The sequence below is a fragment of the Pseudoalteromonas sp. NEC-BIFX-2020_015 genome (genome assembly GCF_012952265.1).
Classification (GTDB): Bacteria; Pseudomonadota; Gammaproteobacteria; order Enterobacterales; family Alteromonadaceae; genus Pseudoalteromonas; species Pseudoalteromonas neustonica.
In genome coordinates this window covers 255604-269377 of sequence record NZ_JABCJL010000001.1, presented here as the reverse complement: position 1 = coordinate 269377, position 13774 = coordinate 255604, and the positions used below count along the sequence as shown (strand labels likewise).

Sequence of the window (13774 nt, the reverse complement as noted above, 5' to 3'; positions counted from 1 at the left end):
AAGCACACCAACAGTAAAATTTGAGGTTCAGATTAAATCAGGCAAATTTAGTCGCTGAGATTTACTAAATGGGATTCCACTAATGATGCTTTCGATTGCCAGCTGTGGTTACTTGCTAAGTTTGACTGTATCTCGCTGAAAGAGAATTCAGTTGCGCAGCTTAATTGAACTGCTATATCAACGCGTGTTATAAATCCATCATGATCATGAGCAACTAAAATAGTTTCTTGGTATTTATTTACAGCGGGAAAACTGGTGGCTACGATCGGAGTACCACATGCAAGGTATTCCTTTAGTTTGAGGGGATCACAAGCTCTTATTTGCTCATTATCTATAAAAGGGAGTAACGAAACTTGCCAATGTTGTGAAAATTGAGCAAGCCTAGCATGATCAACAGCATTTATATGCGTCACATTGGAAAGCGCCAACAAGTCGCTAAAATCATCGCTTATATTTCCAACAAGAACCAGCTCATATTGAGTACGACTGGTAGCTAATTTGTATAATAGCGCTTTATCTAGCCAAGCATTTAAAGAGCCATAAAAGCCTATTTTTGGTTTATTTATGCCTTTGAGCTCAATTGCTTTTACTGCTCTGTTATGAAATAAATCAAAATCAACACCATGAGTTAGTAATTCTACTTTTTCTTTGGGCATTTTATCAGCCAAAAAATCGCTAATAACGTAGATTAAATCAGCTTTTTTTATCAATGCAGATTCAAATGGCTCAACCATTTGATGATCAACCCCCGCTAATGCGCTAAAATCATCACCACAATAATAAACAACACGATCGATTCCTTTTCGTGGGGATATTAGAGAAATGGCAGTGGGTACGCTTAACCAATAAATAATAGGCTGTTCATTTAAGAATGAACAGCGTGAAAATAAATAACGGTTAAACATCCTCGCTAAATTAAAGTCATGCCATGGTAAAATAAATAAATTATACACTTTCATTAACTTATCGTTATCAGCAGACGTTGCTTGATTTTTTTTGTTCGTATTGCTGCTAAAGAGTTGCATAAACTTTTGGAGAACTCTTTTAATATCAGCAACTTTAATGCTTGGCTTCCTCATTCCGATTGAATTTATCCAATGCACTTCATGCTTTTCAGATAATTCTTTAAACAGGTGCTGAGTACTACTTGGGTGTCTCCCCCAATCTTCTCCAAAAACAACAAACTTCATATATCAGCCCTCTATATTTTTTACGACTTTAGCTGGATTACCCGCAGCGATAGTCATTGCTGGAACATCTTTGGTTACTACACTGCCTGCCCCAATTATTGCCCCGCGACCTATTGTTACGCCAGCGAGAATAGTAACGCCTGTGCCGATCCATGCGCCTTGTTTTATGACTATATCACCTACTTGAGACTCATCATCGGGTAAGCCTGCTGCGCGTTTATCACAGTCAATTGGGTGCCCTGGGAAACCAGCTAAAAAGACACGTCCAGCTAGGCGTACATCATCTTCAAGCACAATTAATCGACCTACTGAAAATGCATTTTGCCATCCAATATCAACGTTGTTTCCAATAATAAGTTTCGGCGTCATACCGTTACTCCCTCTTGCACAAAACGTACTTATTCCCGAAATGCGATTATTATTACCGCAACTAATTTCAATATTACCCAGTAGTTGCGGCATACCGGAATAAAGGAAGAGCCCTTGTTTTGAACCCTTAATTTGGCTTTTGAAAAGTGGCGTAAAATAAAAAATGCGCATTAATTCACTCAGCACTGCAATGAGAAAATTATGTAATTTATAGATCGCAAAATGCAAACCTGGAATGACGAACATTTGCGGATTTCGAATGGTTTTTGCGATTTTAAAAAGTGACTTAGCTAATGAACTATCACTATTTTTTAACCACATTTTGAAATTTAAAATCATGTTATAACTCCTTTTGACTTTCAAGTGCAAGCTTTTCTAATGCAATTGTCAGTGCTAAAATTATGTACAAAGGCCAAGTAAATGCTTGAGTTAAAAAGGTTCCAGATACCATAAAGCCAATTAAACCGGCTTTTAGTGCCGAAGCATTTATTGCAATGTTGTCGTTACGGTTAATTTTTATAAGCGTAAAAACTCGCGACAAACTTCTATAAATGCTGACTATAACTAGAATGAAAATACATAGTCCAACAAAGCCCGTTTCTCCTAATACTTGAAACCATGTACTATGCACTGCATGATTCTTGCCATCCCAATGCGGACTGTAAAAGTAATAATTAACAAAGAAGTTATTCACTCCAACCCCTGTTAAAGGATTAGCAAGCGCCATATTAATAGCCGCTTGCCATGCATAAATACGTCCCATTGCCGACTCATCAACGCCGCCTTCTTGAGCCCCTCCGCTTTGACGATCAGTAATACCGGCAAAAATCATAAGTACCAACATCCCCACTACGCCGATACCAGCAACGATTAGCGGATTTTTAATTTTTTGGTATAAGAAAAAACATATAATTGCAGCAATACCGAGTAACCCTCCTCGGCTTTGTGTTGCTATAACTCCTGATATTGCTAATAGCAAACCGATTGCAGCTAGCAATCTACGCAACGAGTGTGCATTTGTGTTAAACATCTCGGCGGCTAAAAAAGAGACTGGAAACATCAATACTAAAGACAAATCATTTGGGTCGCCTAATTGAGAGCGAATATCGCGAGAAATCGTAACCCGAGTGCCTTCTACTAGGCCAATACCATTGATTTTATTGCTTAAAGCAACAATTGCTATGGTAACCCCCGACACCATAATACCTAGGCGAACACTATTAAAATGAGAAAGAGATGTCATCCACCAACTAATAGCGAAAACCATAATTAGCACTTTGACCAATACACCTGACCAATATTCTATTGCGATCCCTTTATTTGAAGCACTAAATACACACACTGTGAGCCACACAAACCAAATTACAAAAATTAGATGAGTTGTACTCCAATGTGGCTTAAGTTTTTTTGAAATAAATAAATGCCACACGATCCCTAAAATAGACGCCAATGCTAAAAGCTTGGGGATCTTCAGAGGCATTAGCACAGGGAATGCTTCGTGTAGTCTAAAATAACTAAATAAAATAAATAAAATAATAAAGGCCACACTTACTTTAACTGCTGTAAATGCGGCAAAAGGTAGAATCAAAAAAGCAAATACAGCAATAGGACCCAGTTGAAGATACAACCCAACTACTAAAAATGTAACTAAGCTTGCATTAATAAGATGACTATTATTTTTATAAAATCGATGCATCAACATGCCTTGTAGGGAAAGCTTTAATTACTCGCTGAATATCTGTTTTATAGAGTAATGAAAGAAAAACTAAAAATGCAGTGAGGATACCAATATGTAAAACAAACCATTGTGGGTAAAAGACTACGCTACAGAACAAACAAGCAAGTGAAATCCAACTCACTATTAAGTCTTTGACGTTAATTTGTATTTTTTCAAGTCGTTGGCTTATCACAAAAAAACTGGCTGCTTTAAATAACTGCATTATTAACAATGCTAAAATTGCACCGTCAACACCTTCATTTGCAACCAAAAACCATAACCCAATCATTGCTATTACTGCTGCACATGCATTTATTAATGTTACGTACAAGCCATTTTTATGCATAAAACAGCCTATATTTAAAATATCGCTATGATGCCTTATTGCAACAATAATTATTAAGGCGGGTAACCACCAAGTGTTTGTTTGATATGCTGAAGGTAAAACCAGATTGAATAATATTGGAGCTAGTATCAACATAATAGCGCATAACGCTAAACCAATATTAAGACTGCGCACCGCACTAAAACTGTAGCTAACTTTGTCTTCTTTTATAAAGTCAAAACGCTTGGCAAACCACCACATTCTAATTGGTTCGAACGTGAAAGAAGTCATAACTGCAAACTGTACAGCAACATAATATTGGGCTAAGACGGCTTCTCCCTCATGCGCAACAATAAACCAGTTTTCAGCGCCATTGCCAGCGTACACACATAGTGACGATACTATGATAGCCAATAAAAAAGCGCTATGTTGTTTATTGAGTCGCCATGAAATGGATGCATAGGTAATTGTTAATTTTTTTATTACAAAAAATAGCGCAATGAGCAAAATCAGTAACGTGCTGATCATTCCTGAAAACATGACACCGGTGATGCCTTTTCCCAAAAGTAATAATGAGATCGTAACTACAGTTTGTAATAAACCATGGCAGACGGCTAATACGCAATAATGTTTAGCTAAATTGTAAACTCTAAAATATGTATAAGGTATTGCTAGTAAAGCGGATAAGGACAAGTTGATACATAACAGTTGAAAATCAAGTGGTGCTACATTAGCAGGTAAATGCACAATAATTTTATGTGTAAAAATCAAAGCAATTACAATAAATAAACTACAAACAACAGCGCTTAAAACTAAACAATCTCTAAACAAAGCAAGCTTTAATCGGTTGTCATTATACTGTTGTTTAAATAAAAGCTCTGGCAAACCTAAACATAGCAAAAGTGAACACACTGAGGAGACAGAAACCAAAAAGTTTAATTCCCCAAACTCTGTTAAATCTAAAAGCCTTGTAGTTACTGGCAGTAATAAAAACCCAAGTCCTTTAACAACGACAACAGATATACCAAAATATAGTATTTGCTTTAAGCCTGTCATAGGCTCTCCTATAGGGCTTGCACCCATTGTGAGAGTTTTTTTGCCTGATGCGTTGCATTAAATTGTTTAGCAACAAGTTTCTTTGCATTTTGGCCCATTTCAAAGCGTTGATGTGGTGTTAGCAAGTAAAACTTATAGATCATTTTTGTGATATCAGAAATACTCCCTGGTAAGCATTTATAACCTACTTGATTAGTTACTATTTCATTCGCCCCCATAAGGCTAGTGGTTAGTACGGGTACACCGCAGGCCATAGCTTCTTTTAATACAACGGGACCTGTATCACGGTCGCCATTGTTAGCAATGCAAAATGGAGCGATAAGTGCAGAGTATTCGATAGTATTTTGAGCGATCCAATCAGGAGACTTTTTGCCTAAAAATTTGATTTGATCTCGAATTCCTAGTTTCTCAGCCATATAAATCAAATCATTTAACATTGGGCCGTCCCCTACTACATCTAAAGTAATATTGAATTCATTAGGCAGTTGCTTTAAAGCAGGTAATAAAAATTGTAAGCCTTTTTTCTCCACTAAACGACCAATAAATAATAACTTAACAGACTCATTAAGTGATCTAGGTGAAAACCTAAATTGCTCAAGGCTGATACCACAATGAAGTAACTTGATAGAGTTTTTTGAGTATTCCTTAAATTGGTCAGCCATGTCTTTGCATACAGCAACAGAGAAATCGCACAATGCAACTTTTTGCTCTAAATCAGCTTTATTAACATACACATCGTGGCCATGACCTATAGACGATACAGTGATCCCAGCAATTTTAGCGCCGATGATCCCATAAGCTAATGGACCATGCATAAAGTGACAATGCAGATGGTTTATATTGAATTTATTAATTAAACGAGCAATCTCATTTCCATAAGCTAATAATGATGGTGTTGAAATAGATTTAAATTTATTTGAGTAATTCAGTGCTTTAAAAAGCGTAGGTAATTTTGTAGTAAAATTCGAGATGCTTATAATTGATGGTTTATCTATTGTTACAACATTAACATTGATATCTAAAGCTGTTACCAGCTTTGTTTTTTCAAACGTAATAACAGTCACTTTATGACCCGTAGCTACTAATGCGTTAATTTCAGTGATTACAAAAGTTTCAGATGCAATTGGAAAGCTTGGTACAAGGATGCCAATGTGTTTCATAGTTAATTCCCAAAGAATATATATTAACTATTAAGTGGCAATATCCGTGCCTTATAAAAAACCACTAAAACCGCTCATATTATCACCGCTTTGCAAAATACTTGCAAAATGCAATGCGTTTAACAAATTAAAACTTAAAAATAGTGTTTAAATGGGCATTAAATCTTGGCTTCGTAATTGCGTAGTATTACTTAAGGTAATTAAAGAGAGAATGGATATGAAACCTGATGTTAGCGTTATAATCCCAAATTACAATTGTATAGATTACTTAGCTAAATGTATCGATAGTATTGTTATGCAAAAAAACATATTAGTAGAGATTATTATTATCGACGACGGTTCAACAGATGGTAGCGTTGACTGGATAGAACATGAACAAAAAACTGTCCCTCAGATTGTACTGATCAAACAAAGCAGACAAGGAGTTGTTAATGCTAGAAACTTAGCAATTGAAAAAGCACAATCAGAATATATAGCTTTTTTGGATGCTGATGACTATTGGTGTGAGGATAAGTTATTTTCACAATTTAATTATATGAAAAAAAATATTGATTGTGTTCTCTCGTTTACAGATTACATGCACATAACAGAAGATGGCAAAGAGATTATTAAGTGCTTTGAGTATTGGCCTGAAGCTAATTTTTCTAAAAGTAAGTCTCTTATAAATGATTACAAAACCTTTGATGATGCGCTGAGTAAATTAATGTACGCAAACGTAGTCGGCACATCAACAGTCATGGTCCGTCGAAGCGCAATTATAGAGGCTGGATGTTTTGATAATAAACTAACCAGCGCAAGTGATTTAGATTGCTGGTTAAAACTAGCGAATATTGGAAATGTTGCCTATTCACAACAATGTGCTATGCATTACTTAATGAGAAGTAATTCAATCACAGCAAATAGACTTAACAGACTGACCGCGATGGTTGAAATTGTTAATCGTAATATCAAAAACTTAAGTTTTTTAGAAAATGCTAAAGTTAAAGCTAGAATTAATGAATGTTATGGCGAGTTTTACAGAGAAGTCGGCAAGCGAGGCAAAGCATTAATGTGTTCTCAAAAAGCATTTTATTTATTTCCTCATAAACGAAATTTTAAACACCTACTTTATGATCTTAAAAGCCTTGTAGGAAATAAATAATGTCACATACTATTGTGATAGTCGATGATGACGAAGCGATTTTACGAGCTTTAAATCGCTTACTCAAAGCAGACTTTATTCTTATTCTATTTACTAATCCTTTAGAGGCGATTAAGTATGCGAAAGAAAATGAAATAGATCTGGTTATTTCTGATTTGCTTATGCCAAATATTGATGGCTTGAATTTGCTAGAGCAGTTTAAACAGATCCAACCTGACTGCTCACGAATGTTGCTCACAGGTTATGCAGATTTAGAAACATCTAAGTCTGCGATTAAGCAAAACATTGCTCATTTGATAACATCCAAACCATGGGACAATTTTGAATTAGTGATGCTTATTAGGTTGTTAATTGAAAATAGTTGTTTACGTAAAAAAATGCTGTGAATATTATCTACCTTTCAATCATTTTAAATGTTAAAGAACGATGATCACTACCTTTTATTGTTGATAAATAGACCTCTCTAAGTTTAATGTTTTCACTTACAATACAGTGATCAATCGGTACCCCTGTAACTTCACTAAATAACTGACTAAAAGGAGACCAGCTAGAATAAATACCGTAGGCGTCAACGCATGTTTCACCGAGATCACTTGGAAAATAACGAGACCAGCTAACTGTATTTAAATCCCCTGTTATAAACCAACTACTATCAGTACTTGTAACAGCTGTAGTTAACACACGAAGTAACTGGTTCCGTTGCATCCAAAGCTCTTTTGAACGAGGTGAAGGTGGATGTAAAAAAAAGCCATACAGTACTTCGTCATTTTTTAAAAAACCTAACTTAATATAACCAAGCTTTCGATTTTCCTGTGTATTTAAATATCGAAATATAATTGGCAGTCTAGAAACAACCACAATACCAAACGGGGAGCCTTCTACTGAGTCATACCCATAGAGTGAAAATTGTTCATTAAACTTAGTTAATTCACTACGATGTGTATCATTAAACTCTTGAAGAACTAAAATGTCCCATGTATTTTCTTCATAAAAATCTTGTAGCACAGTTTTAATATGCTGATTATAGTAATGCAGGTTTATTAATTTAACCGTGATTTTATCTTCTTTTGTTATGTTAAATTTACTTTGAAATGGTGCATAGTGAGCTAAAAGCAAAACAAAAGAAATACTTAATAAAACCATAGCCGTTTTTTTAATCTTCAGAAATAGTAGTAAACTAATTGAGACCAAGCAATAAATTAGCTGGCCTCTAAAAGAGGCTATTAAATCCAACACATAGTTATCTATTTTGTTAAAAGCCAAGAACAATACAAAAATATAAACCCCACCGAGAAATATTGCCATAATCCCTCCTTTGATAATTATTTTAGTAAAGATTCACAGCAGGTGCTTATTATTATTTATTTAATAATTAAGTATGATGTGTTCTTTTTGTGTTGCGAATAAGCCCAATTTAAGCTTATTCGTATACTTTTTATTTATCGAAACCATAAATCATTTTGTCACATACAACAGGTGTCGGACGATGGTTATCATCAACAGCCACAAAGGTAAAACTTCCTGTAATTGCTGAGTGTTTGTTATCTTTATGCATAGTCTCTAAAAATATTTCAACATCGACTCTTAAGCTTGTATTACCAACGTGAACAACTTTTGAGATTAATTCAGCAAACGTTCCTGCAGGAATTGCTTCTTTAAAGTCGACTCGATCAGATGAAATAGTGACTAGTGGCTTTCGACAAAAACGAGTCGCTGCAATAAATGCGACTTCATCCATCCATGCTAATGCATCACCACCAAATAAAGTATTGTGGTGATTAGTCCGTCCAGGGAATACCGTTTTAGTAACAGATGTTGTTGAATCAATAATTCGCTGTGCAATAATCTTTTCACGATTAACTTCAGTTGTCATAGTTTCTACTTTTTGTTTGCTAATGTGTCTAACATCATAAGAGCTGGATCAAGGCGTTCGCCCTTCCAATTAAAACGCCAATCTAAATGCGGGCCAGTCACTCGTCCTGTAGCGCCTATTTCAGCTATTTTTTCCCCACGGATAATTTTATCACCTACTTTTACATCTAATTTACTCAAATGAATATAAGTTGATGTAACGCTATGGCCATGATCTAAAATCAAGGTCCCGCCAGAATAATACAAATCAACATCAGCAAAAACAACAGTACCGCTCACAGGCGCATATACTGGACTACCCGTTTTATTGGCAATATCTAAGCCAAAATGAGGCCAGCGGGGTTCTCCATTAAAGTAACGTTGACTACCATAAACACCCGAAATCCTTCCTTCGGCAGGTTTATAAACAGGATCTAAAAAGTAGGTTAGTTCTGAATCTACTTTTCGTGCATTACGAACAGCAACAGCTTCACGGCTGATACGTGCACTCACCTCTTTAGGTGGCGATACATATTTTTTAGCTACACCGGTGATTTTATCGATATTATAATCACGCTTGGTGATCAATATAGGTTGCTCGTGTGCCTTGCTGTTGCTATCAACCCACGATAAAGTGTGCTTAAGCTGCGAATCACGGCCAAAGCCAAATGCAAAAAAACCCTCCTTTGTTACTTTTAATGGCTCACCATTAAACTTTATCAAAGTAGCGTCTTCAAGCTGCCCGGTGACTAAACCACCTTGCGTTAAATGGCCTTTTAATTCGACTGCTTGGCTAAAAAAGCTTAATGTTGATAATGCGCCTACTAAAATAAAATTACGCATAACAAATTGACCCTTTAGCGACACCTTCATATGCCGTAACCTTTACATCATTATCAGGGTGTACTAATTTAACTTGTTCAGCTAAGTAAGCTGCAATACATTCAACGGTTGTATCTACGGGTAAAATATCGCAACGAACCTTACTCAGTACCATTTCGAAATAACCTTGGGCAGCCGTATATGCAAAACATAAATCATCTTTTTTTGCTGTGATGTGAATTAATTGCTCTGCTTTAATTTCATCTTCAGCGGTCGCTAAATAGATATCTTGCCATTTATCAGCCCATTGTTTTTGTAAACGAGGCATAGCCATACCATCTAATGCAATACCAATTTGTGACCGATGGCCATGAATAATACGCTGGCAATTCCCGTCATGCTTTTTAAGCCCATGACTGTAATGATAATAAAAGCTTTTACTATGCTCAGGCTTTAGTTCAATCTCGATTTTGTCTATGTTACTAGGCAGTTGCGGCATAATTGTAGCGATTAAAAAGTCGATGACTGATTGTTCATTAATAACAGGTGCATCGATCATACAAAATGCTTGATGCGGCGCACTCATCGCTAAGTGATGGCCGTCACCAAAAGTACAATCAAGTGTTCTATAGTCATCATATGCGACTACTTCACCTTGAATAATTGACGGTATCGCTAGCTTATGATCAATACAATCATCAATAATACCTTTGATCTGTTTTTTAACTAAACCAAAATCGAGAACCATCGACTCTTCATTTAATTGACCGTGCAACGTTAAATCAACAATCCAGCTTTCGCCAACTGCGCCTCGTTTATTACACAGATAAGAAAAATCAATTACTGTAAGTGCGTTAACAAAAAGGATCATAAACTTCCTTTATACTGGTTAAAAAATCAGGCTAATTATACCCAAACCACCTCAAGAAGCGAGTTTAGGTTTGAATTAAAAGCCATTTAACTAACGCATTAATGAAAATAAGACGTAATTAGATATATGCAACATTAAGTTTAAGCACATCCTTAATTTTTCGTCTATTTTTTTGAAGTTTCAATGACAGAATTTGATAAAAATTCTTTTATTTTAAACGTGAAATTAACATGTTATTTATCTTTTTAGATTGATTTACGTGCTAATAAACTATTTTTTAACTGCTCAGAGTTGTTTAGCGTACAAGTGTACGCTAAAGTACTCTGCAATTTCTAAGCGACGAAAAAGTGTTATGGAACCTAAAAATAGCTATACAAAAGAAGATTTGATCCTATGTGGTCAAGGCGATATGTTTGGTGAAGGCAATTGCCGCTTGCCAAGTGATAACATGTTAATGATGGATCGCATCATTTCGATCACTGATGATGGTGGTGAACACGGTAAAGGTGAAATAGTTGCAGAGCTAGATATCAACCCTGACTTATGGTTTTTTGATTGCCATTTTAAAGGTGACCCTGTAATGCCTGGTTGCCTTGGTTTAGATGCGATGTGGCAATTAGTTGGCTTTTTCCTTGGTTGGTCAGGTGGTCCTGGTCTTGGTCGTGCTTTAGGTGTAGGTGAAGTTAAATTTACTGGCCAAGTGTTACCTACCGCTAAAAAAGTCACCTATCGTTTAACGATGAAGCGCGTAATTAAACGACGTTTATTCATGGGAATGGCTGACGGCACCGTTGAAGTTGATGGCCGTGTAATCTATGAAGCAAAAGATCTTAAAGTAGGCCTTTTTCAAGATACTAGCGCGTTTTAATTTTAAAACATTGCTGCAAAAACGCCTCGCTATTTTAGCGAGGCGTTTTTGCTTAAATTTGATCTAACCTTTAGGTCTTATACAAGTTACGACTATCTATCGCCTCACGCCAACCACCTAACCATTCTGATTTAGGATCTATTTGTTGATAAGGGCAAAGGTCTTTTGAACGACCTGCTAAGCCTGCTTTAAAGCCTTGAGAATGAGCTCTTTCTAACCGATCTCTTTTCTGTCTCTTCATAGGTAAATCCTCACCTTTTATATTTATATATTTGTAGCGTTTATGACATCTACATTTAATGAATAGTTAATAAAACTGTTAAATTCAAATCACAAATGCAATTAAATAAATTGACATTAACTAAGCTGCTGATGCAAAAATGAATTAACATTTTAAAAAGCAATATGGTTATACCACTGACTCAGCGATTTATATTCATACAAAAATTACGGCAATCTAATCAATCAGAGGTACTCATGTGCTTTAATTATGACCAGTCAATATCTCTGATAGTTCCTAAAATAAATGTAATTATGACAATTTTATTTCAACTATTTAAATCTAAAGAAGTTCTTATATTTCTTACTTTGTCGAAAAAAACATAATCAATAAGTTAACAATCGCAATATTTTTACGAATAAAATTAATACTTGCACAAATAAATACGATCGGTCTAATATATGAATATGATAAAAAATACCGAACAGCAACCGCGACGTGGTCGCCCACCAAAAGCTAATCGCAGTAATGCCGACACAAAAGCATTATTGATTACAGCAGGCGTGGAAACTCTCACTGAATTTGGCTTTAGTGCAACAGGGCTCGATACAATTTTAAAGAAAGTAGGTGTGCCTAAAGGATCGTTTTACCATTATTTTAGCAGTAAAGAAGCTTATGGACTGGAGGTTGTTGATGCTTATAACAGCTACTTTATAGCCAAACTCAATCGCTACTTGTCGCAAAGTGATGCACCGTATTTAGAGCGCATTATTAATTTCACACAAAGTGCTGCACGTTCGATGCATAAATACGATTATAATCGAGGTTGCTTAATTGGTAACCTAAATCAAGAGTTAAACCATTTAAATAATGAATTTAACACTAAACTAGTACAATGCTACGAATCATGGCAAAGCCTTATACAGGTTTGTTTAGATCAAGCCCAGCAAAATAATGTCATTTCAAGCACTGTTAATACCCACCAAATGAGTGAGTATTTTTGGATAGGCTGGGAAGGTGCAGTAATGCGTGCAAAACTAACCAAAACCCCCTACCCACTAACGCTCTACACAGAAATGTTTTTACGCGCATTGCTTAGGTAATTGCGCATTTTATTTCCCAATTAAAAGACGATCGGTCTAAAAGGGTTCAACATGAAAAATGAATTTAAAGCCATTGTTATTAATAACATTGATAATACCTATACAGCCGCGTTGCAAACAATAACAACAGATCTATTACCCAACAATAATATTGAGTTAGACGTACTTTTTAGTACCCTTAACTACAAAGATGGCTTAGCCATTACAGGAAAAGGCCCTGTTGTACGTACTTTTCCAATGATCCCAGGGATTGATTTAGTAGGTAAAATCACCAAAACTACGTCTAATGAATTCCAAAACGGTCAACTCGTTTTGCTCAACGGTTTTGGTGTGGGTGAGAAACACTGGGGTGGGCTTGCACAGAAAGCATCGTTAAACTCAGAGTGGCTTATTCCACTCCCCGTAAAATTATCACCTAAACAAGCGATGCAGATAGGTACAGCAGGATACACTGCTATGCTCAGTATTATAGCACTTGAAAAACAAGGCATAACACCTGACTCTGGTGATGTACTCGTCACAGGTGCAAACGGTGGCGTAGGAAGCTTTGCCGTGTATCTATTAAACCTATTAGGATACAGCGTAGTTGCTGCGACTGGGCGCCTTGAACAAACAGATTACTTAAAACAACTTGGAGCAAAACAAGTAATTCATCGTGATGAATTATCAACTCCAGGTAAGGCGTTAGCTAAAGAACGATTTGCCGCGGCTATTGACTCTGTTGGCAGCCACACACTTGCTAATATTTGTGCATCATTAAAATATGGTGGCGTTGTGACAGCGTGTGGTTTGGCACAAGGTATGGATTTACCTGCGTCCGTAGCCCCATTTATTTTGCGCGGGATTTCATTAATGGGTATTGACAGTGTTATGCGCCCAAAACCTGACAGAGTAGAAGCATGGCAACGTTTAGCTGAGCTTGTAGAAAGTAGCTACTTAGATAAAATATCGACCGAAATTAGCCTACCTGATGTCATTGAAGCAGCTAATAACTTAATGGCAGGAACAATACGAGGTCGAGTTGTAGTTAATTGCCAAGCCTAACACTAACAAGCCGCAATACGATAATCGCGGCTTTTAT

Annotated in this window: 15 protein-coding genes; 5 read left to right on the top strand and 10 right to left on the bottom strand. The window is 36.1% G+C overall.

Annotated features, from left to right (window positions below; genetic code table 11):
• Nucleotides 1–47: 47 nt before the first annotated feature.
• Genes HH219_RS01180 through HH219_RS01160 form a run of 5 tightly spaced genes read right to left on the bottom strand, consistent with a single transcriptional unit; the run spans nucleotide 48 to nucleotide 5817 of the window.
• Entirely contained in the window at nucleotides 48–1190 is a 1143-nt protein-coding gene (locus HH219_RS01180) for a glycosyltransferase (RefSeq protein WP_169326385.1), read from the bottom strand.
• A gap of 3 nt (nucleotides 1191–1193) precedes the next feature.
• A complete protein-coding gene (locus tag HH219_RS01175; RefSeq protein ID WP_169326384.1) occupies nucleotides 1194–1898 on the bottom strand; it encodes an acyltransferase in 705 nt (234 codons plus the stop codon).
• A 1-nt stretch (nucleotide 1899) separates the two neighbouring features.
• The gene (locus HH219_RS01170; RefSeq protein ID WP_169326383.1) at nucleotides 1900–3255 is read right to left on the bottom strand and encodes an O-antigen ligase family protein; all 1356 of its coding nucleotides are present in this window, start codon (nucleotides 3253–3255) and stop codon (nucleotides 1900–1902) included.
• Nucleotides 3239–4657: an oligosaccharide flippase family protein gene (locus HH219_RS01165; protein WP_169326382.1), complete on the bottom strand. Its 1419-nt coding sequence runs from the start codon at nucleotides 4655–4657 to the stop codon at nucleotides 3239–3241. Before HH219_RS01165 ends, HH219_RS01170 begins: the two co-directional genes overlap by 17 nt.
• Nucleotides 4658–4665: 8 nt before the next feature.
• Nucleotides 4666–5817 (bottom strand): glycosyltransferase, encoded by a 1152-nt coding sequence (locus tag HH219_RS01160; protein WP_169326381.1) that lies wholly within the window; start codon nucleotides 5815–5817, stop codon nucleotides 4666–4668.
• A gap of 151 nt (nucleotides 5818–5968) precedes the next feature.
• Between HH219_RS01160 and HH219_RS01155 the strand changes: the two genes are divergently transcribed.
• Both HH219_RS01155 and HH219_RS01150 read left to right on the top strand, forming a co-directional pair.
• Complete coding sequence (locus tag HH219_RS01155) at nucleotides 5969–6958, top strand: glycosyltransferase family 2 protein (protein ID WP_316244662.1); 990 nt, start codon at nucleotides 5969–5971, stop codon at nucleotides 6956–6958.
• Nucleotides 6958–7344, top strand: a complete 387-nt coding sequence (locus HH219_RS01150; RefSeq protein ID WP_054204573.1) for a response regulator — start codon at nucleotides 6958–6960, stop codon at nucleotides 7342–7344. The genes HH219_RS01155 and HH219_RS01150 overlap by 1 nt, the downstream gene beginning before the upstream one ends.
• A 7-nt stretch (nucleotides 7345–7351) precedes the next feature.
• Here HH219_RS01150 and HH219_RS01145 read toward each other — a convergent pair whose 3' ends face one another.
• The 4 genes from HH219_RS01145 to HH219_RS01130 form a co-directional block, all read right to left on the bottom strand.
• Complete coding sequence (locus tag HH219_RS01145; RefSeq protein WP_169326380.1) at nucleotides 7352–8263, bottom strand: endonuclease/exonuclease/phosphatase family protein; 912 nt, start codon at nucleotides 8261–8263, stop codon at nucleotides 7352–7354.
• A gap of 130 nt (nucleotides 8264–8393) precedes the next feature.
• On the bottom strand, nucleotides 8394–8831 hold the full coding sequence (locus tag HH219_RS01140) for an acyl-CoA thioesterase (RefSeq protein WP_054204571.1): 438 nt from the start codon (nucleotides 8829–8831) through the stop codon (nucleotides 8394–8396).
• Between the two features lie 5 nt (nucleotides 8832–8836).
• The gene (locus tag HH219_RS01135) at nucleotides 8837–9652 is read right to left on the bottom strand and encodes a M23 family metallopeptidase (RefSeq protein ID WP_169326379.1); all 816 of its coding nucleotides are present in this window, start codon (nucleotides 9650–9652) and stop codon (nucleotides 8837–8839) included.
• Entirely contained in the window at nucleotides 9645–10502 is an 858-nt protein-coding gene (locus tag HH219_RS01130) for a 6-carboxytetrahydropterin synthase (protein ID WP_054204569.1), read from the bottom strand. Before HH219_RS01130 ends, HH219_RS01135 begins: the two co-directional genes overlap by 8 nt.
• A gap of 352 nt (nucleotides 10503–10854) precedes the next feature.
• On the opposite strand from HH219_RS01130, the gene fabA reads away from it, so the two are divergent.
• On the top strand, nucleotides 10855–11370 hold the full coding sequence (gene fabA, locus HH219_RS01125) for a bifunctional 3-hydroxydecanoyl-ACP dehydratase/trans-2-decenoyl-ACP isomerase (RefSeq protein WP_054204568.1): 516 nt from the start codon (nucleotides 10855–10857) through the stop codon (nucleotides 11368–11370).
• 70 nt (nucleotides 11371–11440) lie between these two features.
• Here the strand turns inward: fabA and rmf are convergent, their stop codons facing one another.
• Entirely contained in the window at nucleotides 11441–11611 is a 171-nt protein-coding gene (gene rmf / locus HH219_RS01120) for a ribosome modulation factor (RefSeq protein ID WP_054204567.1), read from the bottom strand.
• 446 nt (nucleotides 11612–12057) lie between these two features.
• On the opposite strand from rmf, the gene HH219_RS01115 reads away from it, so the two are divergent.
• Both HH219_RS01115 and HH219_RS01110 read left to right on the top strand, forming a co-directional pair.
• Nucleotides 12058–12693: a TetR/AcrR family transcriptional regulator gene (locus tag HH219_RS01115; protein ID WP_169326438.1), complete on the top strand. Its 636-nt coding sequence runs from the start codon at nucleotides 12058–12060 to the stop codon at nucleotides 12691–12693.
• 51 nt (nucleotides 12694–12744) lie between these two features.
• Nucleotides 12745–13737, top strand: a complete 993-nt coding sequence (locus HH219_RS01110) for an MDR family oxidoreductase (RefSeq protein ID WP_054204566.1) — start codon at nucleotides 12745–12747, stop codon at nucleotides 13735–13737.
• The last annotated feature ends 37 nt before the right edge of the window (nucleotides 13738–13774 follow it).

Coding starts and splice junctions, on each gene's coding strand:
- HH219_RS01180 (WP_169326385.1), bottom strand. CDS start 1,190: ATGAAGTTTGTTGTTTTTGGAGAAGATTGGGGGAGACACCCAAGTAGT.
- HH219_RS01175 (WP_169326384.1), bottom strand. CDS start 1,898: ATGATTTTAAATTTCAAAATGTGGTTAAAAAATAGTGATAGTTCATTA.
- HH219_RS01170 (WP_169326383.1), bottom strand. CDS start 3,255: ATGCATCGATTTTATAAAAATAATAGTCATCTTATTAATGCAAGCTTA.
- HH219_RS01165 (WP_169326382.1), bottom strand. CDS start 4,657: ATGACAGGCTTAAAGCAAATACTATATTTTGGTATATCTGTTGTCGTT.
- HH219_RS01160 (WP_169326381.1), bottom strand. CDS start 5,817: ATGAAACACATTGGCATCCTTGTACCAAGCTTTCCAATTGCATCTGAA.
- HH219_RS01155 (WP_316244662.1), top strand. CDS start 5,969: ATGGGCATTAAATCTTGGCTTCGTAATTGCGTAGTATTACTTAAGGTA.
- HH219_RS01150 (WP_054204573.1), top strand. CDS start 6,958: ATGTCACATACTATTGTGATAGTCGATGATGACGAAGCGATTTTACGA.
- HH219_RS01145 (WP_169326380.1), bottom strand. CDS start 8,263: ATGGCAATATTTCTCGGTGGGGTTTATATTTTTGTATTGTTCTTGGCT.
- HH219_RS01140 (WP_054204571.1), bottom strand. CDS start 8,831: ATGACAACTGAAGTTAATCGTGAAAAGATTATTGCACAGCGAATTATT.
- HH219_RS01135 (WP_169326379.1), bottom strand. CDS start 9,652: ATGCGTAATTTTATTTTAGTAGGCGCATTATCAACATTAAGCTTTTTT.
- HH219_RS01130 (WP_054204569.1), bottom strand. CDS start 10,502: ATGATCCTTTTTGTTAACGCACTTACAGTAATTGATTTTTCTTATCTG.
- fabA (WP_054204568.1), top strand. CDS start 10,855: ATGGAACCTAAAAATAGCTATACAAAAGAAGATTTGATCCTATGTGGT.
- rmf (WP_054204567.1), bottom strand. CDS start 11,611: ATGAAGAGACAGAAAAGAGATCGGTTAGAAAGAGCTCATTCTCAAGGC.
- HH219_RS01115 (WP_169326438.1), top strand. CDS start 12,058: ATGATAAAAAATACCGAACAGCAACCGCGACGTGGTCGCCCACCAAAA.
- HH219_RS01110 (WP_054204566.1), top strand. CDS start 12,745: ATGAAAAATGAATTTAAAGCCATTGTTATTAATAACATTGATAATACC.